Source organism: Agrobacterium sp. MCAB5 (genome assembly GCF_052114365.1).
In the GTDB taxonomy this organism is placed as follows: Bacteria; Pseudomonadota; Alphaproteobacteria; order Rhizobiales; family Rhizobiaceae; genus Agrobacterium; species Agrobacterium tumefaciens.
The window spans coordinates 239,771-265,749 of sequence record NZ_JBFREP010000008.1; the positions used below are offsets into that span (position 1 = coordinate 239,771).

A 25,979-nucleotide genomic window follows, 5' to 3' on the forward strand; every position below is an offset into this window, starting at 1 on the left:
GATCAACGCCGTATCGGCCAGTTGGTTGTCAGTGCGGCGGCGCTTAGCGCTTGGACCAATCCGGAGTCGGGAGGACCGCTGACTTCGATTGGATTTCGGACGGCCAGACGATTTCCCACTGGCCATTCAAAACCTGCACAATCATGCTTTGCAGGGCAGTCTGGAGGCCAGTCTCATCAACTTTGTAGGGACCCAGAACGTCATTCGTCTCCAGTGTCAGCAGGGCCTCACGGAGCTTCTCTTGGTCGGTACTGCCGGTCTTCTCAACAGCCTGCTGCAAGACCTGCAGGCCCGCATAGCTAGTGGCTGCGTAATAGCCCGGCTCGTAGCCCCATTTTTCTTTGAATGCCTTGACGAACTGCTCGTTATTCCCGATCTTTATGCTCGGATGATATCTCGACATGCCGACTGTATACTCCGCGTCCTTTCCCGTAGCTTCCAGGTAGCCTTCTAAGGCCACACCATTGTGTACAAACATCTTCGGCATGTAGTTGTTTGCGCGCATCTGGCGGACGATCTCGATCGCCTCATTTGGATAGCCGAGCGAGAGCCAGACATCCGGATTGAGCTTGCGGGCGGAAGCGAAGTAGGGGGAAAAATCGTTGGTGTTGATTGGAAAATACTCCGTCATCACGATCTTGATGTTGCTCTTGAGCGCCATTGGCTTGATGGTCTCATAGAATTCGTGCGCAGCCTCATAGTCGCGGCTGACCACCGCCATCGTCTTGTAGCCCTGCTGCTCCGCTACTGCGAAGACGCCGGTGCCAAATGTGAGGATGTTGGAGCCCGTCTGGAAAATATACTTAAAGCCGCGCTCATGGATCTTCTCCGAGCTGCCGCCTGAATTGATCATCACTCTCCCATGCTTCTCCGACACAGCGCTGGCGGCTATCACGTTGGCGGATCCGAACGGAGCGATCAGGAAGTCGACCTTGTCATCGGTTATCAGCCGCTCCGTAAGGAGGGCAACCGTCGCCGGGTCGCTCTTATCGTCATAATACTTGAACTCAACCGGCCGGTTTAACAGGCCGCCTGCCTTGTTGATCTGTTCCTGCCAGAGCACAATGCCCTTCCGGTAGTGTTCGGCCGAGTCGGCCAGAGAGCCCGTCTGCGAGATGGTGGCGCCAACGACGATCGGTTCGGCCGCAGTCGCCGGGAAGCCGGCGAGCACGCCCATGGCCAAGAGGCCGGTTGCCATAAATCGGGAAAGCATAGTTATTGTCTCCTCCGTTGATGTTTTGGGTTGACCGACTAATAGGCGTCGAAGTCGTGGGACGACGCGCCTGTATCCGCCAGACTTATATGTTTACGCAATCATAGCCCCGCAGAAGCCCTTAGCAGGCTCATTGTCTTTGCTCAAACAGTTTCTCGGAAATGGTCTGGCAAATCGATCATTCTACGCAAAAGTTTGCGCTCCGATTGGTTTCGCCCGCTGCCGCGGCGCTGTTCGGAGCGATACGCAATGCTGACATTCTCCGTCGGGGCGTTGAAAGAGCAGTTTTACGAGACCGTCGCACCAACCCCAGGCGAACCTCGACATCGTCAAGCGTCAGATAAACCCGTTCTATACAACCGATATCGAAGCTATCCTGCGACGCAACGGATCACACGCCTTTACCTCTCTAAGAGAGTCATCGCGATTCCGCCGTGCGCGGAGGCCACGATCGCAATTATGAAATGCTCGAAGATTGCGGCGCAGCTTTGAATCCATTAGGACCACGAGGCCGCGCTGGCGGCTCATGGCCGCTCTGCAGGGCGATACATCAGTGGCCGGGGCCGTGTACACCTGACCGCCGAACGACCCCGCCCCGGATCCTGTGCTTTCCCGCAGAATGATCTCAAAGGCAACTCTGTGCGTTTCGGAACGCTCTTGTCGCCACCACCTACGCTCGCCAAGACCACTTCGGTAGCGCGGCATCCGATCTCGTAACGTGGAACGCGGACTGCGGGAATGCTGGCCATGGAACTGATCACGGATTCGTAATCGTCGAACCCAGCGATCGTCAACCGCTGCGGCACTTTCCAGCCGCGAGCGTTGCATTCGGTTAGTGCATCGCTGGCAAGGGCACCGCTTGCGAAGAAGACGGCCTGAGTATTCGGTCGCGCGTCGAGCAGTTTAGCGAGTGCGGCGCCGCCGCCGCCCGGACCGGTCGAGGGGAGTTCGAGAATCTCGCCAACGTCCGGCTACGGGCGCGCCTGATGCAAAGCGGCAATTGGGTCCTTCACCGAATGTGAGAATGAGGCTCGTGGTATTTTTCTCCGTGAGCTGGTCGCGGACACCCCGATGCAATGAGATTGACGATGCACTGTGGGACGAAGCGTGCCGACGGGATGATGCAATATGAATATTCTTGAAGTGTGATCTGATCACAATCGCTTGCCGACAGACGTTTGCGCAAACATAATTTCGCTTGCCAGAGCCGGCAGCCTTCAACTATCCTTACGCAGTGGAACCTCTGGGAGGGTTCGCGTGGGGGGAAATCCATGACGGCGTATTTCGGTAAATGTCTCTATGCCGTGGCGGTGACCGCCGGCGCGCTGCTTGGAACGTCTATTGTGGCGGCGAACGCGGTCGAGTTGAGAAGCGGAAGTTGTGATCCGGCAGGCAAGTTCGAATTCGTCTGCGGTCCGGTGAACGCAGAGGAACTGCTCCCTCTGGACGGGACGCCCTGGATTGTGGCCAGCCAGCTCGGGTCGCCGAATGTTAAGAAAGGCGCGATTTCGATCATTCATCGGAAGAGCCGGCAATGGGGCGTATTGCCCATCGACGGCTCGGCCGCCAGTTACAACGACGCAGCCTATCCGGGCTGCCCGAGCCCGCTCGTCGCGGAGGAATTTGTCGGCCACGGTATGACGTTCGTCGCCGGCAAGGATGGCAAGCAACTTCTGTTCGCGATCAATCATGGAAAGCGCGAAGCGGTTGAGGTATTCGAAGTCACGCCGAAGGGAGACGAGGTTCCCGAATTCAAATGGGTTGGTTGCCTCCCTAGCCCGAACGGAGATTCATTGAATGGGCTTGCCGAGCTTCCCGATGGCGGGATTGCCGCTACCGTCTACTTCCAGATCGCGAGTTCAAAAACCTGGTTTTCGGACATGATGCAGGGGAAGCTCACAGGCGATGTCTTCGAATGGCATCCGGGCAAGGGCTGGTCCAAGGTTCCGGATTCTGGGATGGCGGGCGCTAACGGCATCGTTGCGTTGGACGACGCCTCCCTCATAGTGGCGGAATGGGGCGCCAAAAAGGTTCACAAGATTAGTCGAAATGGATCGACCCCGCGCGTGACTGCGGAGATCACTGGTTATCCGGACAACATTCATAAGACGGACGACGGAACGTTCTTGGTGGTGGCACAGTCAGACAATCAGGAAGTATTCATGAATGTAGTCCAATGCTTGGGGACCGACGCACAGACTTGCGGAGGCGAGGACGACGTCGTCGAACTGCATCCGGCGGACATGTCGGTGAAGCACCGGCTGAAGGTTGATGCCGATCCGAAACTGCTCGGCTTCGTCACCAGCGCCCTCGACCTCGGGGACGAGATCTGGCTCGGTGTCGTGCGCGGCAACAGGATCGGGATCGTTAAGAAATAGGCGCCTAAAGAACCGCCGCTCGGTCATCGGGCCGCGGTTTGTGACACGTCAGCCGCGCCGCAGCACAGCACGCCCTTCGAGTGCGACCTGCTGACTGTATATGAAGAGAGAGTCCTGGAACATCATCGCCGGCTGACGGGCTCTCCGCATTTCGGACAAGCTACCGTCTTCGCCATCAGCGCTCACGTCAACGCACGTCTCATCCTGCACGCCGATCTCCACTGGGGATTAATAGCCGTAGGGCCCCGCATATCATGCCTGTTGATAGTACTGCGCTCGACGGTATCATTCTATGCCTGAGTGGCCCTAATTTCGCGTCGGCATGTTTTCGCCGACGCGCGACGAGGACGCCATTGCCTATGGTGAGTCAACGTGACGGAGGGCAGCACGGCTCTATCTCGCGCCGGAAATAATCTGCCTCGCTCGGCTATGACTTAGCGCAGATCACGATCGGCTCTGCTGGTGATCACACGCTCGATTAACCCCGAGCGCGCTCATTACGAACCTGGGTTAATCGGGGCGCAAGTCAGGCGCGCCTGTAGAAGTGTATTCCGCAAGCTGTCTGGCATCGGCACTGATTTCTGCCTGGAAAAGTCAATCCAGACGCAGCGAGCGGAGCCTGTAGCACAGATTTTTTCCGGCTCATCAGCGCGGCTCAGCTTGTAGCGGGTATCGAAGCTGCTTCGGCCAGGCAGCCCGACCGACATTGTGACAAGAACATCACCCGGGTAGCTCAACTGCCGCAGAAAAGCGGCGGCCGCATCAACGATAACCGGTCCTTCGCCATGGCCAACATCGCCGAGGAGGCCGAGGCCTTCAAACCATGTAATCCGGATTTGCTCCATGAAACGAAAATAGACGGTGTTGTTCAGATGTCCGGCGGCATCCATATCGCCCCAGCGCATCTGCAATGACATTTGGCAGACCTCGGAATAGGCCTCATCTTCCAGAACAGCGGCTTCCGCCTGGGCGTCGTGCGAGAAAATCTCGGACATACCTTCGAGCGCCTTGATCTTCCAAGAAGACACCATCGTCTGATCCAGCCCATAGTTCGACGCCAGTTCAGAGATCGTCGCATCGCCGAGAATGGCCTCTAGGGCCACCTTTGCCTTGAAATCCGCGCCATGAATCGTCTGTTCTCGAGCCACGCTTTTCGTCCTTACGTTTGTTGACGGCAACCTCAGCCAAGGCTCTGGTATGCAGGACCGGCTGCGCAGATCTTGCCAAAATCCGGGATAATGTGAACGGAAACCGGGTTGTGTTGAATTATCTGACCACTAAAGAAATGCACTGGCTGTCCGTCCAGAATATTTTGCCATCCTCCAGTGTCAGGGGCGGATAATGCCCTGGGATTATGAGGTCGCTATCGGATAAAATTTCCGCAATTGTAGTCGCGGATGATTCCTGAGTGTCGAAACACATGTCCGCCCTACCCCGAAGCGCCTCGGTTGGCATCTTGAGAGCATCGCCGGCCAGCGTCACCCTTGAGCCATCAGGCAAGGCCAGCTTGATCGCATAGCAACCAGGCGTATGTCCGGGGGCCGGGAAATACTTGACGCCCGGCGCGAGATCCCCCCTGCCCTCAATCACCGACAACCTATACTTGGAAAGCTGCTCCTTGATGAGCCAAGGTATGTAGATGTCCTTCTCATGCGGCCTGTCGGCGTAATTCCATTCTGCCTTACTTACAAAAACCTCGGTGCTGAACGGGAAAAGGTCGATATTGAGGCAGTGGTCGCTATGAAGATGCGAGAGAAATATTTTAGTTATATCGTTCGGCGAAAGCCCCCTGTCGCGCAGCCCCTTTACCAACATGTCGCGTGTAACAGGGCCACCAACGTCGAATAGAATGTAGCCATCCTCGACTTGAATCAGTGTGATATTCGATATCCCGATAAATCCCACGTCAAGCTTAATACTACTTCCCATCACAACAATGTCATACTTGGGATAGGGTAACATAAATATCTCTCCACCTACGACAAAAACAAACATGCCTATACGTCTTCACCTTTACTAAGCGATGACTGATCTATCAACGTCCCCTATGTTCTTCAGCCCGAGCATTCCGAGGTTTCGGTCTACTTCTTGAGAGAGAAGATCAATAGCGCGGATCACTCCGCGTTCGCCAAACACGGCGGCGGCATAAAGGAATGGTCGGCCAACGAAAACGAACTGCGCGCCCAACGCTATCGCCTTGATCACATCTGTCCCGCGGCGGATGCCACCATCCAACATCACGGTTGTGGAGCCGGCTTGGTCAATGATCCCGGGCAAAGCGTGGAGAGGAGCCACGGCACCGTCGAGTTGCCGCCCACCATGGCTCGAGACAATAATCCCATCTACGCCGCAATCGGCAGCGATCCGAGCGTCCGCGGCTGCAAGTATGCCCTTAACGACAAGGTTGCCCTTCCACCGTCTGCGAATGATTTCCAGATGTTTCCAACTGAAATGATCGCGCTTGCCAAAGTCACGCATGACATTGCGGGAAAGAATAGGCGCTCCTCGATAGGCCTCCATGTTCTCGAAGTGGGGGATACCATGTTTCATCAACGTCTTCGCCGCCGTGCCGAGCAGCCACCGCGGGTGCGTTACGCCCTGCCACGCCAGATTCCAACTTGGTCGAAGTGGTGTCTCGAAACCCGCCCGCACATAGTGCTCGCGATTCCCGAGTACAGCAACATCCGCTGTAAAGACAAGTGTCTCGAAGCCGGCGTTGGCAACTCGATCCACGAGCGCTTCGACCCGTGCCTCATCGGCGCCGAGGTAGGCCTGAAACCAGCGCCCTGGCGCTTCGTCTTCAACGCGCTCGAGACGCGTAAGCGAGGCACCACTAACAATTGAAGGAATGCCTCGCTTCGCCGCGGACCGCGCAAGCACCACGTCGCCGTCGAATGCTGCCAGGACGCTACTGCCCATCGGTGCGATGCCGAACGGATGGTTGTAAGTTTTGCCGAATAGTGTCGTAGCCTGGACGCGGCCGCTAACGTCGCGCAACACCCTCGGCATCAGCCTGGTTTCGTGGAACGACCGGTTAATTGCGTCGGCTGCCTGCCCTTCTTCCGCGACGCCCGAGACATAGGCAAAAATGGATTTGGGAAGGTGGCGTTTGGCCACTCTCTCAAAGTCGTTCAAGGCAAGCATCTTGCCAAGCGGCCCGCGCACGAGTTTGGGCGCTTGCGTACTTGCGGTCGTAGCGGTTCCCGCACCGGGCGTGTTCACGGTATTCATGTCACCTTTACCTCGATCTCACTCTGCTTCTGTCGATGGTCCATCTGACAGGCCGTCAATTGCGGTAGTGAGTCAGGCCTAGAATTTCCACTGTCGTTTCGCCCTTGCGAAGTCGGTCCATCACGATCTTCTCTTTCTCCTGACGGTCCCTCGCCGCCGATAAGGTGGCTTCCAAATGATGAGCTGGAATACTCATTACGCCGTCGACGTCGGCGACGACCATGTCCCCCAGCGCGACAGAGACGCCCGCGACTGTCGTGGTTTCGCCAACGCACAAAGCTTGACGCTTGATCGTGCCACGCATGGACACGCACCGGGCGAAGACGGGAAAGCCCCGGGCTTCTAAAGCATCGATGTCGCGCGCGCCTCCGTCGATCACGAGACCGACGATGCCGCGGGCTTCCGCCGCTACAGCAAACACTTCTCCCCAATATCCGGCCTGACAGCCTGCGGCATCGACCATGAGCACACTTCCCTTCGGCGCCCGCTCCACTGCTAGATGAATGGCTAAATTGTCCCCCGGAGGGCAGCTGACCGGAAATGCCGGTCCAGCGAACGCAGCGCCCTTCCACACCGGGCGGAGGGCTGGGTCGAGCGAACATTTTAGGCCGGAGGCTTCGCTCAGCGTTGACGTACCAAGTTCAAGTAGATCGCGCACCATTATACCCCTTCACGACACAGCGATGAATGATGAAAAAACCGCTCTCGCAGCTGTTTGCGTGCCGCCATTCTGGATGCCAACCAAATGTGAAAACACGCTTTCTTCGATTGACGCACCAGCGTCACGATATCCTCAACGCATAGTCTAATCGGGGCCTTTCATATGTCAATTACGATTGACAAAGGCCGTTGATATGCTGATGCTATGAGCATGATCGATTTTCGTTTGGTCCGCCACTTACATGCCTTTTTGATTGTCGCCGAAGAAGGACATTTTGGCAGGGCGGCGGTTCGGCTGGGTATGTCGCAACCGCCCCTGACACAGCAGATCCAGCTCTTAGAGCATGCCTTGGGCGTTAAGCTTTTCGATCGGTCACGACGCGGCACGATCCTGTCAGTCCATGGCGCCGCGATTCTCCCCACGGTCCGCCGCTTCATTGACCACGCTGCTCGCGTCGATGGAATGGTTCGCGCCGCAAAAGACGGCAAAGCCAGCGAGTTGCGGATCGGCGCGATCCTCTCGGTGATAGAAAATATCTTACCCCCGATCGTGGAAAAATTGCGCCAGACCTTCCCGGACCTGTCGTTGTCAATTGTTGAGATCGATAGCTACCAGGCGCTTGAGTTGGTTGAGTCAGGCGAACTTGATGCTGCCTACGCACGCCTCACGCGTGGTCCAGAAAAACTGGATGTCCAGCTCGTGAAGAAAGACGATCTTGTCGTGGCGTTAACGGATAGCCATCCGTTCAGCGCACACACTAAGATCGACCTCGCGAACCTGAAAGAGGAGTCTTTGATCCTTTTTCCTCGTCAGACTGCTCCTGAGTTCTTTGACAGCATTATCTCACTCTGCTCGTCTGCCGGATACACGCCTCGCACCTTGAGTGAATGTAGGTCGATTTCCGCGCAAAACGCCATGGTCGGCTGTGGTCAAGGAGTAGCTTTGATTCCCAGCACCTACGCGCGTGCGTTACCTGCGCTGTACAAAGTCATCTACAAGCCGATCGCGCAGAGATGCGACATCGCCACCATATCCATCATTACAAAAAAGACACGCAGCAATGAATTTATCGACACTCTGATTGGTATGTCTGTCGAACCTGCGCACTGATCAAATCGAGGCGGCAACGTTTGAATGAAAACACTTAAAGCGTGTCGTATTTATTCCACCTCGTATCCTGCCGCCTTGAAGAAATTCTGGCATTCAGCAACGGAGAAGAGGTCGATAATATCGCCCAGCGCTGTTGCGATTGCATCAAAACTGCTGCGGCCCGCTTTCTCACTCAAGAGGGCCTTGAGTTTTGAGAAGGCCACGATCGGGTTTAGGTCTGGCGAATAGGGTGGCGGGAACAGCAGCCATGCGCCTCGATCCTTGACCAACTGTTTTACCCGTTGGCTTTTGTGGAAGCCGACATTGTCAAGAATGACGACATCGCCAGGCGACAACGTCGGCGCGAGCTGGGTCTCGATCCAGGCTTCGACCATGCGACCATTCATCGGCGCATCGACAATGAACGGGGCCGTGAGGCCGTGGCATCTCAGACCGGCAATGAAGGTTTGCGTCTTCCATTTTCCAAACGGCGCATAGGCGGCATAGCGCTGCCCCTTCTGTGACTATCCGGTGCGTTTGGTCAGGCGGGTATTGGTCGAGGTTTCGTCGATGAAGATTAGCCGCGCCAACGCCCTGTTGAAGAAGCGTTTTCGACGCTTGATCCCCAATGTCACGCACCCCCTGCAGGTCTGCGTGACACTGTCAGTCGTTGTGATACTCAAGCCTTTCGCTGCAGATTGTGGTAGCCAAGTGATGCACGCGCCTCACCGATCGTCGCTCCCTTCGCGATTTGCTCGCGGATTGCTGCCTCGGTGGTTTCTATCTTGTGGGCTGCTTCCGCGACCTCACGGGCGCGGGCCCGCGGTACGATCACCACACCGTTTGCGTCAGCAACTACAATATCGCGGGATGCAACGCGGACCGTACCGATCCCGACCGTGGCGTTGACCGATTCCACCTGAACTCGGTCTTTCCCGGTTCGCATAAAGCGGCCTGCCGTGAACAAAGGATAGCCGTCCGCAAGCGCCTTGCCGACGTCGCGGCAGACGCCGTCGATGACCGTAGCCGCGATGGCGCGTAGTCCGGCATACTGAGTCATGATGTCGCCCCATACCGTGCAGTCGGTGCGTCCATCATTATCGATGACAATGATGTCTCCCTCGGCCACATCATCGATGAAATCACCTACACTACCCGGAGGCACGGCAGCGGGTACGTATTTCACCGTGTATGCAGGGCCTACTGTGACCTTAGTATAATTGGCGAGTGGCGCGATCCCGATCGCCTGCCCGTGAATGCCGAGCTTGTCCAGCGCATCGGAAACACCTGGCGTGTCGAGGCCGACGAAGAGTGCAACGAGTTCCTGATCCTCGGAACTGGCGCTTTTTGGATTGTTCATCTGTATTGCTCCTGAAGGTGTGGTCACTGGTGACGAATGGCTTCGAATTCCTTATCGTGCATCACGTCCGCGACAGAACGTCCTGAACGGACCTCTCTCACCATACCGTCCTGTCGCTTGGCTATGCGCTCTCCAAGATCAAGCGCTTCTTCAATACGTGCGGCCGGCACGAAAACCGTCCCGCAGCGGTCGGCGATTACGTAATCCCCTTCATTTACCGTCACGCCGGCGACCTCGATCGGGGTGCCGGAACCGAGCTGCACGACACGATTACGGCCGCTGATCATGGTTACGCCGCGACCGTAGACCGGATAGCCGATGGACTCGCTGCCCTCGATGTCCCGGCTGACACCATCGATAATGGTCCCTCGCACTTTTTTGACCGTCGCGGCGTTTGCGATGATGTCGCCCCAGGAGGAAATGCCTTCGAGGCCACCGGCGATCACGAGGATGCGGTCGTCGGTGGTGATCGAAGCGATAACGGGCGTAATGAGATGCGGCGTCAGTGTGTCGTCGGTCTTCGCTCCGATTTGGATTGTGCTGGCCCGGCCGACAATCTTCGGGCAATTCCACAGCGGCCTAAGACCATAGGTGGCACCAGGAAGGCCGAGGAAGTCCAGCGCATCAGAGACGGTGTTCGTATCTAGCGAAGCAAGGCGGGCGAGTAGCGTGTTTGTCATGAAAACCTCCAGAATTGATGGACCGCAAATGTGTTGTGGGCCGACCGGGAAGTAAAATTCGCAGTTCATATATCTTTGATAGCAAATCTGTACCGATGCCCCGCGGAGGAGGCTGAATTAATGCAATGATAGTCAGTTTATCTGCTTGACAGCTCCAGCCCGTTCGCCTTGCGCGGGCCTGCCGGACTGCTATGTCGGCCGTGGAGAAGGCCTCTTCAGGAGCAGCCTCTTCCAAGAAGCACACGGCTTCATCGATTCTAAGCGGAGACGGCGACCTCCACTCCGGCGAACAGTAAGCCGAGCCGTTCGAGCGTACCAATGAGTTTCAAGGCAAAGGGTCTGCTGCCAATGGCTGCTTCCCAAGAATCATGTCAGCCGCTTTCTCGCCGACCATAATTGTAGGGCCGTTGGTATTGCCTCCGAGCAGAGTGGGCATTATCGAAGCATCGGCGACCCGAAGCCCTTTGATCCCGTAAACCCTCAATTCGCTGTCTACTACAGCTTCTTTTCCTGGACCCATCGCGCAGGTGCCGACCGGGTGATACGCGGTGTGTGAGTTTTCGCGCACATAAGCTGTCATATCATCCGCGCGTTCTACGTCGCGGCCCGGGTCTATCTCCAATCCGCGATAAGGAGCGAATGGCTCGGTCTCGACTAGCCGTCTGGCGATGCGCAGGCCCCGCACAACGGTTTCGACATCTTCGGGCTCAGCAAGCAAGTTGGGATCAACTCCAGGTGCGGCCTTTGGGTCGGCGCTTAGGAGGAATACGCGGCCTATGCTCTTCGGGCGCAAAAGCACACTTAGCATGCCGAAGCCAAATCCGCGACCCATGCGCCCCGCCTTGTCCCGAAGCGCGGGGACGAATATGAGTTGGACGTCTGGGCGGGCTAGACCGGGCTGGCTGCGGATAAAGGCGCCGGAATGAAGAATGTTGTTGGCGAGCAGTCCCCGTCCGGTGAACGGGTAGGACAGGACATCCCAGGCGAGCCGAGGCAAACTCTTCCAAGACAACCCGTAGGGCACAGTGCTTGGACTTTTGTACTGGATCGGAGCCGCGATGTGGTCCCGGAGATTTCGCCCGACTCCGGGGAGGTGATGCTTTACCTCGATCCCTTTTTCGCGCAGATCGTCTGCATCGCCAATCCCTGACAGTAACAGAAGATGCGGGGAGCCGATCGCCCCGGCGGATAGGATTACCTCGCGGTCGGCCTCCACTAAGCGCACCTCACCATCAGTCTCAATCTCTACACCAACGGCGCGGCCGTCTTCGATGACCACTCGGCGGGCGAGGGCGCCGGTGAGTATATGCAGGTTCGGGCGGTGGCGCGCGGGCGCTAGATATGCCGTGGACGTGGAACAGCGGCGGCCGCGCGCGATTGACGCCTGGCGTCGCCCAAAGCCTTCGTGCGTCTCGCCGCAGAAATCCTCGTTGCGGTGATACTGCAGTGCCTCTCCCGCCTGGAAAAAGACCTCGGACAGCGGATTGTACCGGTCGAGAAACCCGACCTCAATCGGGCCATCGGTACCGTGGTAGACCGAATCGCGGAAATCCCGGTTGTTCTCGGAGCGTCGAAAGTAAGGCAGTAATTCTCGAAATGACCAACCCGGGTTCCCGAGGTTCGCCCAGTCGTCATAGTCCGTGGGATCGCCCCGCGTGTAGACCATGCCATTGATCGAGCTCGACCCACCAAGCGTCTTGCCAYGTGGAATCGCGATCTTGCGGTTGCCGGCGTGGGTCTGTGGGGTAGTGGTAAAATTCCAGTTCAGGCGCGGATGTTTGAGTAGCCGCATGATGCCAAGGGGCACGTGAATCAGCGGATTGCGATCGACCGGCCCCGCCTCGATCAGGCAGACCGTATTGGAAGGATCTTCGGAAAGTCGGTTCGCTAGTACGCAGCCGGCTGAGCCAGCTCCGACGATGATGTACGTGAAACGTTGTTCTGCACTTTTCATAAGGGTCCTGCTTACCGATTATCGAGGAGACTACGGGTCCGTTCTTCCTCAGCTTCAATTGGGGCAAGCAGGGGCCTTCTTGTCAAAGAAGCCTCGCATCCGCCGCGCATGCCCCGGCAAGTAACGTCAATGCCGCGACCTATCTAAATAGATTGAATGTCACGGTTACCGCAGATGTCGATCCGCACTCCTTCGTCGATTTTGCCGTGAATGGGCAACGGGTCTCTTTTTGCAGTGTTCGACCGGAGCTGGCCAAGCCCCTCAGTTCAGGCGCATAACAAACGGGTTGGGGACTTCGGAGTCGTAGTTGATCCACACGCTCTTGGTCTTGAGATATTGCCGGATTGAACTGATTCCGTTTTCAAAACCCACACCCGAATTCTTGTAACCGCCAAAAGGCATCGTATAGCTGGCATCACGGTACGTATTGATCCAGACCGTACCTGCCTCAATCGCGTTGGCCATGGTAAACATGCGCCGTATGTCCTGAGTCCATACCCCGGCGGCGAGGCCGTACATTGTGTCGTTGGCGATGGCGATTGCCTCATCCTGATCACGAAACTTGATGACAGAGAGTACGGGGCCGAAAACCTCCTGTTGCGCGATACGCATGCTGTTATCGACATTGGTGAAAATTGTCGGTTGGATGAACCACTCGCCGGCATCGGATGATCCTCCGCCAAGTACAAGTTCCGCGCCCTCGGACTTGGCCACGTCGATGTAGTCGAGAATTTTCTTGAACTGGGGCGGCGTAGCCACCGGTCCCATCTGGGTGTCCTCCAACATGGGATTGCCAATCCGCACGGTTTTCGCGAAGGCGAGCAAGCGTTCAACGAATTGGTCATGGATCGATTCCTGCAGGAGCAGGCGCGAGCCAGCGATGCAAGTTTGTCCAGAGGCGGCAAAGATGCCGGAGACCGCTCCTTTCAAAGCGTCCTCGATATTGGCGTCCTCGAAGACGATGTTCGGCGACTTGCCACCGAGCTCCAGCGTAACGGACTTGAAGTCGCCCGCCGCCGCCTCGTAGACCGTGCGTCCCGCGTACTCGCTGCCGGTGAAGGATATCTTCGCCGTCTTAGGATGCCGGACGAGCGCGTCGCCTACGTCCTTGCCATAACCGCATACAACGTTGAACACACCCGGCGGGAAGCCGACCGCCTCAACCAGMCTTGCGAGTTCCAGCGTCGATGCAGAAGTGAATTCCGACGGCTTCACGACCACGGAACAACCAGCAGCAAGCGCCGTCGTAACCTTCATCACCGCCTGGAACAGCGGAGAGTTCCAAGGCGTAATAGCCACGACAACGCCGATGGGCTCGTTGCGTGTATAGTTGAAGTATCCATGACGTTCTGCCGGAGGTGCGGTTCCCTCGATTTTATCCGCTAGACCGGCATAATAGTAGCAGAACTGCGGGAGATAGCGAACCTGCAGTCTCATCTCTGAAATCAGCTTACCGTTGTCACGGGTTTCTAGCTCGCCTAGAAAATCTGCTTTCTCGGCGATCGCATCTCCGAGACGACGTATCAGTGCGCCCCGTGCACTGGCCGACATAACTGCCCATGCGCCGGCGCGCATTGCCGAGTGGGCAGCTTCAACGGCGAGCGCTGCATCTGCTTCGGTACCGCGCGCGATAGTTGCCCAAGGTTTTCCAGTGTAAGGATCGCTTGTATCAAAGCGCTCGCCTTTTGAGCCCTCGACCCAACGCCCACCTATGAACATTTGATAGTGCTTCATGACTTTTCTTCCTCCGCAGAAGCGCCTGCATTTCCGGCATCCTGGCGCACCAAACCTAACTCATCTTACCGAGGCTCTCGGCAATAGGCCGCTCAAGGAGCGTCAACGCCGATGAGCAACACGCCTTAGCTCTTCCTCCGTGTTGAGCTACTCCGTGCGCTTCACTTCCTGCAGCGCCCCGCCCGTTAGCAATGGGGTCCGACGTGCCAAAGATCGGGAAGACTTTCCCACAAAATGATTACGCAAACATAATCGATGCGAGCATGTCCCGCAAGTGAATTTGTGCGGAACGTTTTCAGTGGAAGTAGAGCCGGCAAACCGATCTGGCTGTAAGATCGCCGTGCCAATTTAACCTCGAAAGCGTTCATTCAGCGATCATCCCGTACGTCTACGTGTCGGACCATAAACAAGTTAAACAACATAAATCGGTTGTGATTCTCTCCAACTAATTTAACTCGACGCGGACATGGAAACGACGTGGATGACGACGAACCGAGGGGAATATAACCTATTGCGCTATGCGGACAATTTGACGGATGCGGAACGGGTGCTGGTTGAGCCTTTGATCCCGCCAGCTAAGCGTGGCGGCCGCAAGAGTGAGGTCGATCTAGACGACGTCATCGACGACCTGTTTTATGTTCTCCGCACGGGCTGCCATTGGCGAGCCATGCCGAAGGACCTGTCGCTAAAGCACGCTGTTCGGCGATTTCGACCGGTGGAACTGACAGGGCATTCTCGGCTGCATTCATGGGGATCTGTACGTGAAATACCGCGAGGCGATGGGCGGGGAGGTCAGTCCGACGGCGGCGATCATCGACAGCCAGAGCGTCAAAGGCAAGGAAAAAGTGTGCTTTGCATCGACCCCTGCGGGTAGCGTGCAAGGAGGAATCACTCGGAAGAAGCGGCATATCCTTGTCGACACTGTAGGTCTGCTGCACGCACTGGTTTGTCCGACCGACTTCTAGAGCAGACCCTGTTCAATCCAGGTCATATCCAGCACCTCTGAAGTAGTTTGCGCATTCTATCGGCGTGAAGCGGGGCATCAATACGCCGACCGCATCCCACAACGGGCATCGATCTTTCTCTCTGCCCGAGCCCGCAACATGGCCTTCGACTTTGAGAAGGCATTTTCAATGGGGTTGGAGTCGGGACTGTTGGGCTTGCGCTCGATGGCCTCGCGCACCCCGGCCGTTTTGTGCGCGGGCAGATTGTCCATGACGACAATATCCCCGGGCTTAAGGGTCGGTAACAACACTGCTCGACATAGGCCAGGAAGACGTTGCCGTTCACCGCTCCATCGTAGACGAACGGCGCGGTCATGGCGGTCAGGCACAGGGCGCCGGTGAATGTCGTTGTTTTCCAATGACCATGGGGCACGCCAGCTCGACAATGCTCGCCGCGAATTGCACGTCCACGCAGACGTGCCATCTTCGGCGAAAGACCGGTCTCGTCTGTGAAGATCAGCTTTTTTTGCGGATCGAGATCGAGCTGGCCACACGGCGCTGGGTCGTAGAGTGGACGTGTTCGGCTGGGGCGATGCCGCCGACTGGTTAAAAACTTCAAAAACTTGTCGCGCAACGCGCCCGTCTTCCTCAAACTGGCATCAATCCGCCTCATGCGGCGAAGGCTTTTTTCGAGTTGTAAAATTTCCGCACCAACTCTGAGGCCTTTTATAGCATGTTTTCCTTGTGCACTTATGGCTGTTGCAATTTGTAGCCTAATTGGGCAAGGCACCCTGCGCCATACGAGGCGTCGCTCGTCTGTTCAGCAGGTTCCGGTTACGATCGACGCTGTCCCGGGCGACTGCTGGCAACGCCCGTGGCGGTTTAGGTGCTTTTCCGCCGGATTATCTCGAATGCAAATTCTGTTCGCTTGGGAACGTCCTGGTCACCGCGCAGGCGAGCCAGGACCACTTCGGCGGCGCGGGATCCGATCTCGTAACGGGGAACGCGGACTGCCGTGATGCTGGCCATCGAGCTGATCACGGATTCGTAATCATCAAATCCCGCGATTGCAAGTCGCTGCGGTACTTTCCAGCCGCGTGCTTTGCATTCGGCCAGTGCATCGCTGGCGAGGGCACCGCTTGCGAAGAACACAGCCTGGGTATCCGGTCGCCCGTCCATGAGTTTAGCAAGTGCGTCGCCGCCGCCACCCGGACCGGTTGAGGGAACTTCGAGTATCGTGCCAGTATCTGGCTGAATGCCAGCCTCGCGCAACGCAGCCAAGTAGCCTCGCCGGCGCGACATGAACCGGTCGTCGCCCTTGGAGACCATCCCGACATAAGCGATACGGACGTATTTGGTGGCCAGATATGCAGTCATGGCCTTGGCAGCGCTAAAGTTCGACAAACTCACGACCATGTCGATCGGGCGCGCCACCAGATTACCCATTTCCACCACCGGTAGACCTGTCGTTCTCAGCAGGGACCTAGCCGACTCGGTGTGGCTCGTCCTATGTAACAGAAGCGCAGCTGGACGATAGGATAGGAATTCGCGAATGACCCGCTCTTCAGCTTCGGTGTCTTCGCCCATGCCGAGCATTAGCTGATATCCGCTCTTTGCGATCGTGTCGCAAACGCCCTGTGCGACAGACGCCACCAGGGGGTTCTGCAGGGTCGTTGTGATAAGCCCGATGATGTTGGTCTTTTCCGCAGCCAAGCCCCCGGCGATCTTGTTGTGCAGATAGCCGACCGATGCCATCGCTTCCGTGATCCGTCGCCGTGTCTCAGCTGACACTTGGTCCGGGCTACGCAAAGCCCGAGAAACGGTCATTTGCGAAACCCCCGCCACGCGTGCAACGTCGTCCATACGGACGGGCCTAGGCTGATCGCTGCTACGATACTCACGTTCCGACATTAGGCAAATTCCCCTGCTTTATCCCTTAGATACTAGAGCGCGTCGTCAGTAAAATAACTTACGGCTCCAGATTCCCAAATAAAGTTTTATGTGATTCATAGCAGACCCGCTACTGGAGGGCTGGTTATAGCACGTCGTTATGGATTGCGGGACAAATGTCATGTTGGGATACGGTTGCGGATAATCGCCTTTTCGTGGAAGCGGTGCTTTATCAATACTGTGCTGGGATAACTTGGCTAGTTCTTCGCGAGCGTTCGGAGACTGAAAAAACGTCCGCATGGGATTGCGCCGATGTGGCGTAAGCGGCATCTGCGAGCGTCTATTCAGACACTGGGCTGCCGATCACGACAACGAGTTCTTGATGCTGAATTCCACCATCGTGCGCCCACCTGCATAGTGCTGGCGCGCAAGAAGGGTGGATCAAGCGATCGGTCGGTCCCTAGGCGGATTGACGACGAAGATTCATGTGATGCTCGATACGCTCGGCAGTCCGGTGGCGCTCTCTCTGAGACCGGGCCTGGCGCAGGCCAAGCCTCTTCTGGAGGTCGACCCCGAAGTGTTCCTAGCGGACACAGCCTATGATGCCGACGCGCTTACCTACTATTTCAGTACTCTAGACGCGTGTGTCAGGGACACGAAGGGAGAGTGCTCCTCTCTGGTCGGAGCAGAAACGGCTGAACGCGCTCAGCTTACGCGTCGCAGTGGGCCGACGGTTGGTCAGGACGGGAGCGAAAAACGGTCGAACATTCTAAGCTCACGATCCGCCGATCGCGCTCGCTCGTGCAATTTAATTTCGTCTTTCCCCCCAGTAACTTAACCTGCTCGCTTGTTACTGCAAAATTGTAAACCGCATCCAGCAGACCGGACGGCTCCACTACCCGATTGCCGTTAGGGAGTACCCGGTGCCTGTCTTGCCAAGCAGCGGCGGTAACTCGGATTCTATCTTCGACGGTCCAATGTGGACAAGCGAACCGCCCCGATCGGCCGTGCGTTCGACGCCGTAAGACCGTCAACGGGGTCGCCTTGGGACCTGAGGGATGAGTACCGGAAACGCGCAAATCTCCCTCTTTACAGGAATGCGGTTGATAAAGCTGGGACCAGGGCAATGACCAAAAGCCCGACCAAAAGTGCGCCCAGATATGGCCAGATGCCTCGCATGGCATCATCTGGGGAGACGTTGCCGATCTTGCAGGCGATGTAGAAGCCAACACCTATCGGCGGTGCCATCAATCCCACATTCAGAGCCGTCACCACCACCATAGAATAGTGAATGTCGTTGATGCCTAAGGTCTTCGCGATCGGAAACATGATTGGTGCCATAAGGACAATGGCTGGCAATCCCTCGAGGACGCTCCCGAGCAGTATGAACACACCAATTGTAACCAACATATAGGAAACCCATCCCCCGGGTAGATCGGTTACCATCGCTGCCATCTGCGAGGCGAAGCCGGTCTGCGTCAACGTCCAGGCCATGGCCGATGCTGTTCCTAGGATGATCAGGATCACTCCGGAGAGCGCTGCCGTTTCCACTAACATGGCGTAGATCTTGCGGGGGCGGATACCTCCGTACAAAACCATTCCGATGATCATGGCGTAGAGCACTGCAATGGTGGAGACCTCCGTTGCCGTCGCAATCCCGCCACCCACAGCACCTCGGATAATGAAGGGTAGCATCAATGCTGGAGCAGCAACGATAAGCGCCTTTCCGACTGTCCGGAGCGAGGGCCGCCGAATACCGTCCATTGATTCACCGCGCGCCCTCCAGCGCGCGAGGAGGGCGAGAGCGAGAAGCAAAACCATCGCTATTACAAAACCAGAGGTGAACAGGCCGGCGATGGAGACGCCCGCCACTGACCCGAGAACGATCAGCAGGATTGAGGGCGGAACCGTATCGGCCATGGCGGCGCCGGTAGCAAGAAGTGCGATCATCTCCCTTGGCTCGTGGCCCCGGCGTTTCATTTCCGGGAAGAGGGCCGGCGCGACAGTCGCCATATCGGAAACCTTGGAGCCGGAAATGCCCGATACAAGGAAGAGAGAGCCGAGAAGAACATACGACATGCCGGCCTTAACGTGTCCAAGCATAGAAGCCAGAAACTCGACGATGGCCCTTCCCATACCCGTGGCGTCCAGGATGCAACCCAGCAAAACGAAGATTGGAACGGACACGAGGATAATGCTCGACATGCCTTCGTCGATTCGTCCGATCATCACCATTGTCGGCACCGAGCTTGTGAAGGTCAGGAAAGTGAGTGCACCGAGGCCGAAGCAAAAGGCGATAGGAACGCCGATTACAAGAAAGAAGGCAACGAAGCCCACGAGGAAAATGAGGATGTTGATTTGGCCCAACGACGGCAGAAAGGGGGAGGCGAGCCAAAGCGTTGCGCCTGCGGCAGAAATAAGGGCACCGGCCATCAAGATTTCGAGAACATTGGCGGATCGCACAGTCTCTCTGAGCGACAGTATCGCCATCAGGGCGATACCAACAGGGAGCGCAGACGTGCGCCAGCTTGCGGCAATATTAAGCGCCGGCGAGGTTATATAGCGCTCCTCGATGACGTAATCGATGGCAGGCCACAACAGCCCAATGAGAAAGACCGCCACGAGAAGTGTCCCCAAGGCAGCGAAGAAACCCCGCAGTGTTTCCGGCAACATGTTGACGAACAAGCTCAGGCGAAGATGCTCATCGCGATCGATAGCGATAGCTGCGCCAAACATGGCAAGCCAGAGGAAGCCGAATCCGGTGACCTCATCAACCCAGACGAGGGGAGCCGATAGCACATAGCGGAAGGTTACGCCGGTCAGCAGCAGCCCTATGATCGCCACCAAGATGGCGGAGGCGATCATTTCTATGGGCCTGAGCAGCGCCGACCCGCCCCTTGGGCGGGTGGGATTACCTTCTAATTGGCCCGTATCAATGCTAACTGCCACCATGTTATTCCATCCTCCGCTTTCTGTCATTGCCTCAGTCCCGAGAGCGAATAGCAGCACCACCGGGACCTAAGCATTCATTGTTGAAGCAGCGACTGCTGCTGCTTGATACCGCTTTTACGGCCTCGCCCTCCCCCCGGGAGTTCATCCAACCTGTTGGATTGAACTCAAGACTTACCCCAGCGTTCCGGAATATTTTTCAAGCAGCGCCCACGCTTCCGGCCCAAATTTTTCTTTCCAGTCCTTATAGAAAGTCGAATTTGCCAAGGACTGACGGAACAGTTCCTTATCCACATCAATGAAACGGAGACCTTTTCCTTCCATTTCCCCGCGGGCAGTGACATTGAGCGCTGCGACGTCAGCACGTTGGTCGGCGGCAGAGCGGTCGAACTCCTGTGCGACGATCTCTCGAATGTCTTCCGGTAGACGCTGGAGAGCGCGCTTATTGCCAATAATCCAAACACCACCCCATGTATGACCCGTGAGGCTGCAGGTTTCCTGTACCTCGTTAAATTTGTTGGTGGCTATTGTGGGTAGCGGATTCTCCTGGCCTTCAACTATTTTCGTCTGCAGAGCCATATAGGTCTCGGTGACGTTGATCGCTGTGGGCGCAGCGCCAAGCGCCGCGAAAAGCGACGTCAAGATCGGCGCCGCCGGTACGCGCAACTTGAAGCCCTTGAGGTCGTCGGGCGTTTTGATTTCACGCGTCGATGAAGTGATGTGACGAAAGCCGTTATCCCAGATTTTCGATACGGTGGTGACGGACGTTTCCGCGATCCCGGCCCGGATATGATCTCCGAGATCCCCGTCCATCGCCTGCCAAACGGCATCGTAGTCCTTGAAGGCAAAACCGATGCTCGAAATGCTGCATAGCGGCACTAAAGATGCTAAAATTACGTCTGCCGCTACAGCGAACTCGATGCCGCCACTCCGCACCTGAGACATCAGATCAGCGTCAGATCCTAGCTGACCGGACGGAAACAGTTTGATGTCGAGTCGTCCGCTCGTCGCCTCGCGAATACGATCGAGCGCCTCTCGGGCGCGAATGTTAACTGGATGAGTTGCAGGCTGCCCATTCGCAAGCTTGAACTCGAACTCAGCAGCCGAGGCCGGATATCCGAGGATAGTGACCAAAGGTAGCGCTGCTCCCGCGGCGATAAGCCCTCGGCGCGTAATGCCGCGGCTGTTTGAAGTCTTCATGATGCTCCTCCCTAGTATGAATCAGAATGCAGTCAGACAGAGCCGAATGCACGGACCACTTATTATTCACATTAACCCACTCGGTGCAGCGCCTCCCAATCACCACTGTCAAGCCGCCCGGCCTCCTACCACCCGAGCACGTTGCATAAGCATTTAATTCACCGCAGTACAAAGGAAACGTTCTCAAGGCGGGACGAGAAGCGCTGGATGGCGTTCATTGTTTTGGACCTCTAGAAGCGCACTTTGCAAATGCAGTGAAGGGTATCGTGGGTTCGAATGGCGCAACAGGTCCATTCCTAAGTTTGAAGCCATCTAATACGTTTTTCCTATCATGGATCATTCATCAGTGTTTTCTTCCGGCCCTTTAATGCGCAATCCACTCTAGCCGCGTTGATGGGGTTGTCTAATCGCAAGTGGGGCGCCCAGCGTTCTGATGTTGAAACGACACTGTCGGATGTATGTTTGTCGTCGCGGTGGACAACTGTCGCCGCATGATAAAGCCTCGCGGAACGAGCCTTCAACGTGGACCACGCATTCAGCTGAGACAGCGATGTAACCCCCTCAACGGAATGGCTCGGCTCGCGTCCCGGCAGGGACATTTCGGGCGTCGAACGCCATTACAATGCGATTCCCGCATGCGGATCAAAGATTCTCCTGTCGCCAGCCCGGCGTGCATGGTGACAGCAAGTTTGCGCGCCACCGGCCACGGCAACTCTTTTGAAGCTTATGCGTTCACGGAGTTGAAGCCCCCATGTTCGTAAGCAGCTCTCTTTTGGGATGCGTGTCAGTAACCAACGCTGCTTCGTAGAAAAGCCAGCGAAAATGACGATCTCCGCGTCTGGGGATATGACCGTCATAGTCGACTTTGCCGGATTGATAGCGGCGCGTTGTAAGACCGATCCAGGCACCTAAATTGCGGGACTTCCTGAATTTACCGGGATTTGCAATGGCGGTAGAAAAGAAGGTTGCCGTGATCGCGCTTGGCGATGACCTCATAATAGGTGGACGCGGCAATCGGCAGCAGTCTGCAGATTGGCTCGACCCCGAGCACCGAGCGGTGTCCATCGATGAAGGAAATCATCGCTTCAGTGGGCGGTCGAGCTCCGCCTGGGCAAAATATGCTGACGCTTTTCGTAAAATCTCGTTGGCCTGACGGAGCTCGCGGTTCGCCTGTTCCAGTGCCTTCATCTTCTCCGCCACGTCGCTTGGCAGACCTGCCCGCTTGCCACTGTCGACCTCGGCCTTCTTCATCCACTCATTGAGCGTATGTGCCGAGCAGCCGATCTTAGCTGCGATAGAGGAAACAGCAGTCCACCGCGGCGGATGCTCGGCTTCATGCTCCGACACAATTCGCACGGCACGGGCTCGGACTTCAGGGGAGAATTTGTTCGTCGTCTTGCTTGTCATAGACCCTACTTCTCAGGAGTCCGGGTCTCCGGCAAAGCCGGGGCGGTTCAGAGCCTCTGACCATCGTACATACGTCGGAGCATAAGTACGTGGGGGATAACACATGGGGGCGCTAAGTTCGCGCTCGGCAACCACCCGATGCCTAGTCCGTCTCATAGAGCAGATGGCTCTTTCGAGCAATTTGGTGTGACAAGCGCGGATCGGAAAATGGTTCATGGCTTCAAGATATGGCGTAAGGCAAAGTCATTCTTTGATTATGGTTTACGCCGATACGTCCTTTCACAGGCGGCCAGGCTCGGCTCGCACATCCAATCCGTTCGCAGATCCGACAGGAAATCCCAATCGGCTGGAACGCCGGTCTTTGCGCCTCAAGAAATTCATCTGCGTAGACAAATGCCTCGGCGTTGCTCATTTCGCATCCAAAAGCGAGCGCATATGCTATATCTAGCCCTCGAAACCCACCAGAACGCTTTGTCACTTGTATCGCCAGCGAGAGATACTTTCCGCCGTCAGGGGTTTCCGCCATTTGACGCAAGATCCGCCCCTGAGATTCGAAAGCGCGATGCACGTGCCAAACCGGACAAGCCGCTCCGAAGCGAGCGAACTGAAGTTTGGTTGCGCTGTGGCGCTTGGTGATATTGCCCGCACGATCAATTCTGGCAAAGAACATCGGCACGCCTTTTTGGCCGGGCCGTTGCAAGGTGGAAAGCCGATGGCAGACCTGCTCGATCGATGTGTTGAATTGAAGCGCCAGCAGCTCGACGTCGTGACGGAGATCCATCGCGGCTTTCGCGAAATCGCCGTAGGGCATTAAAAGTGCGCCCGCGAAGTAGTTTTGCAGGCCGATCTTGCAGATCTCTACCGCCTCTTCCGTTCGGAAACCCGCCGCCAAGGCTATCTTAGCAATGCTGTCACTGAACTCAAGTTGAGCAAGCTGAATGGCCATTTGGAACTGCTGCGTCTGGGCCGGGGAGTGCTTGTTTAGATAGAGTGTCGATGTGTCGGTGTGGAAGCTCCGAAGCGCGCCCTCGTCTATAACGTGGCGCACAGTGATGCCGCATCTGTCCAACTCTCGCTTCATCGCGCCGAAGGAATCTTCCGGTAGTCCGAGCTTTGTAGCCAGCCGCTCTGCAGCGACGTCCAGATCGTGCACATAGTTGTCAACGAAATGAAAATAGTCTCGCACCTCTTCGTACGGTGTCGCCTCTGCCATTCCTTTGGCCAGTTCCTCATCGATGCTCGCGAGCTGTTCGGTGCTACGCCTGTATGCCTGGTGAGCGAGGATTATTGCGTGGGCTATACTCGGAGCATTCTGCACCACAAGCTTGATGTCCTGGACCGTCGGTGAAAGGCTTTCGAACAGGGGGTCACCTAGCGCCTCCGAGAACGCTGACAGAAGGCGATCACCCTCGCCGCCTGCTATTTCCGAGAGCTGAAGTTGGAACTTATCGGCCAGTGCCAGGAGTACGGTGGCTGATACAGGCCGGTTGTTGCTTTCGATCTGGTTGAGATAACTCGTCGATATCCCGAGCCTTTCAGCAAACTGGACCTGATTCCATTTTCGCGACAGCCGAAGCTCCCGCACACTCTTGCCTATGAAAAGCTTTCCGACGGCCATTTTGCAAATTCACAATTTCAATTATAAATTATTGTAAATTCCCCTGCGCACATTTCCAACTCTTTTTTTCACATCGGCTCCATCCTAGAAAAACTTAGAAAGAGAGGACAGATGCAGCGAGTTCTAGAAAACCTGGAAATACGTCGTGCGGAGGCCCGCCTGGGCGGCGGGCAAAAGCGCATCGACGCGCAGCACTCAAAGGGAAAGCTAACGGCGCGGGAGCGCATCGAAGTCCTTCTCGACGACGGCTCCTTTGAAGAATTTGACATGTACGTCACGCACCGCGCGGTGGATTTTGGCATGGGCAGCCAAAAAATCGCCGGCGACGGTGTTGTCACGGGGTGGGGTACAATTAACGGCCGTCAGGTTTATGTCTTCAGCCAGGACTTCACAGTGCTCGGCGGCTCACTCTCCGAAACCCATGCGGAGAAGATCTGCAAGATCATGGACATGGCGATGAAGGTCGGCGCGCCCGTTGTCGGCCTCAATGATTCCGGAGGCGCCCGTATCCAGGAAGGCGTTGCTTCGCTCGGCGGTTATGCCGACGTTTTCAAGCGCAACGTCATCGCCTCCGGTGTCGTGCCTCAAATCTCTGTCATCATGGGGCCGTGTGCCGGTGGTGCCGTTTATTCGCCTGCCATGACCGACTTCATCTTCATGGTGCGCGACACCTCCTACATGTTCGTAACCGGGCCGGATGTGGTGAAGACCGTGACCAACGAGATCGTCACGGCGGAAGAGCTGGGCGGCGCCTCCACACACACCAAAAAATCCTCCGTTGCCGATGGCGCATATGAGAACGATGTCGAGGCCCTTGAAGCAGTGCGTCAGTTGTTCGATTTCCTGCCACTCAACAACAAGGCTACCGCGCCGGTCCGCCCGTTCTATGACGACCCGGGCCGGATGGAGCAGCGACTCGACACCCTCATTCCCGACAGCTCGAACAAACCATACGACATGAAGGAGTTGATCTCCGCGATCGCCGACGAAGGCGACTTTTTCGAAATACAGGAAGCTTTTGCACGCAACATCATCACTGGCTTCGTCCGCATTGAAGGGCAGACTATCGGGATCGTCGCCAATCAGCCGATGGTTCTCGCGGGATGCCTCGACATCGACAGCGCACGGAAAGCCGCTCGCTTCGTGCGTTTCTGTGATGCCTTCAACATCCCCATCCTGACGTTGGTGGATGTCCCCGGTTTCCTGCCTGGGACTGCACAGGAATATGGTGGCGTCATCAAGCACGGAGCGAAGTTGCTGTTTGCGTATTCCGAAGCAACAGTGCCGATGGTGACCCTCATCACCCGCAAGGCCTACGGCGGAGCGTACGATGTCATGGCATCGAAACACATTGGGGCCGACGTCAACTATGCCTGGCCGACGGCTGAAATCGCTGTGATGGGCGCCAAGGGAGCGACCGAAATTCTCTATCGTTCGGAACTCGGCGATGCGGAAAAAATCGCTGCCCGGACAAAGGAATACGAGGAGCGATTCGCGAACCCGTTTGTGGCGGCCGAGCGTGGCTTCATCGACGAAGTGATCATGCCGCACTCGTCCCGCCGACGCATCGCCCGTGCGTTTGCCTCATTGCGCAATAAGGAGGTGGTAGGCCGATGGAAGAAGCACGACACGATCCCGCTTTAGACAACATCAGATGTGTCATAGCGGTGA

17 protein-coding genes, 7 pseudogenes and 1 other annotated feature are annotated in these 25,979 nt (G+C 56.6%); of the genes and pseudogenes, 6 read left to right on the forward strand and 18 right to left on the reverse strand.

The window, feature by feature from the left end; translation table 11 throughout:
* Positions 1-43 precede the first annotated feature (43 nt).
* On the reverse strand, positions 44-1,213 hold the full coding sequence (locus AB4Z23_RS18735; RefSeq protein WP_441360556.1) for an amino acid ABC transporter substrate-binding protein: 1,170 nt from the start codon (positions 1,211-1,213) through the stop codon (positions 44-46).
* A 524-nt stretch (positions 1,214-1,737) separates the two neighbouring features.
* Positions 1,738-2,169 carry a substrate-binding domain-containing protein gene (locus AB4Z23_RS18740; protein WP_441360586.1) on the reverse strand — a complete coding sequence of 144 codons (432 nt, stop codon included), beginning with the start codon at positions 2,167-2,169 and terminating at the stop codon, positions 1,738-1,740.
* A gap of 315 nt (positions 2,170-2,484) precedes the next feature.
* Here AB4Z23_RS18740 and AB4Z23_RS18745 point away from each other — a divergent pair, with 315 nt between their 5' ends.
* Entirely contained in the window at positions 2,485-3,591 is a 1,107-nt protein-coding gene (locus AB4Z23_RS18745) for a hypothetical protein (RefSeq protein WP_441360557.1), read from the forward strand.
* Between the two features lie 497 nt (positions 3,592-4,088).
* Here AB4Z23_RS18745 and AB4Z23_RS18750 read toward each other — a convergent pair whose 3' ends face one another.
* The 4 genes from AB4Z23_RS18750 to AB4Z23_RS18765 form a co-directional block, all read right to left on the reverse strand.
* Positions 4,089-4,739, reverse strand: a complete 651-nt coding sequence (locus AB4Z23_RS18750; RefSeq protein WP_441360558.1) for a thioesterase family protein — start codon at positions 4,737-4,739, stop codon at positions 4,089-4,091.
* Positions 4,740-4,857: 118 nt separating this feature from the next.
* Positions 4,858-5,586: an MBL fold metallo-hydrolase gene (locus tag AB4Z23_RS18755; protein WP_441360559.1), complete on the reverse strand. Its 729-nt coding sequence runs from the start codon at positions 5,584-5,586 to the stop codon at positions 4,858-4,860.
* 21 nt (positions 5,587-5,607) lie between these two features.
* Positions 5,608-6,735 (reverse strand): alpha-hydroxy acid oxidase, encoded by a 1,128-nt coding sequence (locus AB4Z23_RS18760; RefSeq protein WP_441360587.1) that lies wholly within the window; start codon positions 6,733-6,735, stop codon positions 5,608-5,610.
* 142 nt (positions 6,736-6,877) lie between these two features.
* Positions 6,878-7,483, reverse strand: coding sequence for an RraA family protein (locus AB4Z23_RS18765; RefSeq protein WP_441360560.1), 606 nt, complete (start codon positions 7,481-7,483; stop codon positions 6,878-6,880).
* A 204-nt stretch (positions 7,484-7,687) separates the two neighbouring features.
* On the opposite strand from AB4Z23_RS18765, the gene AB4Z23_RS18770 reads away from it, so the two are divergent.
* Positions 7,688-8,593, forward strand: a complete 906-nt coding sequence (locus tag AB4Z23_RS18770; protein WP_441360561.1) for a LysR family transcriptional regulator — start codon at positions 7,688-7,690, stop codon at positions 8,591-8,593.
* 50 nt (positions 8,594-8,643) lie between these two features.
* Here the strand turns inward: AB4Z23_RS18770 and AB4Z23_RS18775 are convergent.
* From AB4Z23_RS18775 to AB4Z23_RS18795, 5 genes and pseudogenes are all read right to left on the reverse strand, one after another.
* A pseudogene (locus AB4Z23_RS18775) lies at positions 8,644-9,081 on the reverse strand (transposase); the annotation flags it as partial.
* A gap of 170 nt (positions 9,082-9,251) precedes the next feature.
* Positions 9,252-9,932, reverse strand: coding sequence for an RraA family protein (locus tag AB4Z23_RS18780; RefSeq protein ID WP_441360562.1), 681 nt, complete (start codon positions 9,930-9,932; stop codon positions 9,252-9,254).
* Between the two features lie 23 nt (positions 9,933-9,955).
* Positions 9,956-10,612: an RraA family protein gene (locus AB4Z23_RS18785; RefSeq protein ID WP_441360563.1), complete on the reverse strand. Its 657-nt coding sequence runs from the start codon at positions 10,610-10,612 to the stop codon at positions 9,956-9,958.
* Positions 10,613-10,937: 325 nt separating this feature from the next.
* Positions 10,938-12,566 (reverse strand): GMC family oxidoreductase, encoded by a 1,629-nt coding sequence (locus tag AB4Z23_RS18790; protein ID WP_441360564.1) that lies wholly within the window; start codon positions 12,564-12,566, stop codon positions 10,938-10,940.
* A gap of 261 nt (positions 12,567-12,827) precedes the next feature.
* A complete protein-coding gene (locus AB4Z23_RS18795; protein ID WP_441360565.1) occupies positions 12,828-14,300 on the reverse strand; it encodes an aldehyde dehydrogenase in 1,473 nt (490 codons plus the stop codon).
* A gap of 466 nt (positions 14,301-14,766) precedes the next feature.
* Here AB4Z23_RS18795 and AB4Z23_RS18800 point away from each other — a divergent pair.
* Positions 14,767-15,259: pseudogene (locus AB4Z23_RS18800) on the forward strand (transposase); the annotation flags it as partial.
* A gap of 18 nt (positions 15,260-15,277) precedes the next feature.
* Here the strand turns inward: AB4Z23_RS18800 and AB4Z23_RS18805 are convergent.
* A pseudogene (locus tag AB4Z23_RS18805) lies at positions 15,278-15,794 on the reverse strand (IS630 family transposase); the annotation flags it as partial.
* 3 nt (positions 15,795-15,797) lie between these two features.
* Here AB4Z23_RS18805 and AB4Z23_RS18810 point away from each other — a divergent pair.
* Positions 15,798-15,930, forward strand: a pseudogene (locus AB4Z23_RS18810) (IS5/IS1182 family transposase); the annotation flags it as partial.
* 196 nt (positions 15,931-16,126) lie between these two features.
* Here the strand turns inward: AB4Z23_RS18810 and AB4Z23_RS18815 are convergent.
* Positions 16,127-17,155 (reverse strand): LacI family DNA-binding transcriptional regulator, encoded by a 1,029-nt coding sequence (locus AB4Z23_RS18815; protein ID WP_441360566.1) that lies wholly within the window; start codon positions 17,153-17,155, stop codon positions 16,127-16,129.
* Between the two features lie 170 nt (positions 17,156-17,325).
* Here AB4Z23_RS18815 and AB4Z23_RS18820 point away from each other — a divergent pair.
* Positions 17,326-17,750: pseudogene (locus AB4Z23_RS18820) on the forward strand (IS5/IS1182 family transposase); the annotation flags it as partial.
* Between the two features lie 473 nt (positions 17,751-18,223).
* On the opposite strand, the gene AB4Z23_RS18825 reads toward AB4Z23_RS18820, so the two are convergent.
* The 5 genes and pseudogenes from AB4Z23_RS18825 to AB4Z23_RS18845 all read right to left on the reverse strand — a co-directional run bounded on the left by AB4Z23_RS18825 (position 18,224) and on the right by AB4Z23_RS18845 (position 24,308).
* A complete protein-coding gene (locus AB4Z23_RS18825; RefSeq protein WP_441360588.1) occupies positions 18,224-20,086 on the reverse strand; it encodes a TRAP transporter large permease in 1,863 nt (620 codons plus the stop codon).
* Positions 20,087-20,257: 171 nt separating this feature from the next.
* Positions 20,258-21,283, reverse strand: a complete 1,026-nt coding sequence (locus tag AB4Z23_RS18830) for a TRAP transporter substrate-binding protein (RefSeq protein WP_441360567.1) — start codon at positions 21,281-21,283, stop codon at positions 20,258-20,260.
* A 646-nt stretch (positions 21,284-21,929) separates the two neighbouring features.
* A pseudogene (locus AB4Z23_RS18835) lies at positions 21,930-22,330 on the reverse strand (transposase); the annotation flags it as partial.
* Positions 22,260-22,690, reverse strand: a pseudogene (locus AB4Z23_RS18840) (transposase); the annotation flags it as partial. The pseudogenes AB4Z23_RS18840 and AB4Z23_RS18835, both read right to left, overlap by 71 nt.
* Positions 22,290-22,406: a sequence feature (AL1L pseudoknot), on the reverse strand. Its footprint overlaps the pseudogene before it by 117 nt.
* A 220-nt stretch (positions 22,691-22,910) precedes the next feature.
* Positions 22,911-24,308: a helix-turn-helix domain-containing protein gene (locus AB4Z23_RS18845; RefSeq protein ID WP_441360568.1), complete on the reverse strand. Its 1,398-nt coding sequence runs from the start codon at positions 24,306-24,308 to the stop codon at positions 22,911-22,913.
* Between the two features lie 111 nt (positions 24,309-24,419).
* On the opposite strand from AB4Z23_RS18845, the gene AB4Z23_RS18850 reads away from it, so the two are divergent.
* Complete coding sequence (locus AB4Z23_RS18850) at positions 24,420-25,952, forward strand: acyl-CoA carboxylase subunit beta (protein ID WP_441360569.1); 1,533 nt, start codon at positions 24,420-24,422, stop codon at positions 25,950-25,952.
* Positions 25,953-25,979 lie beyond the last annotated feature (27 nt).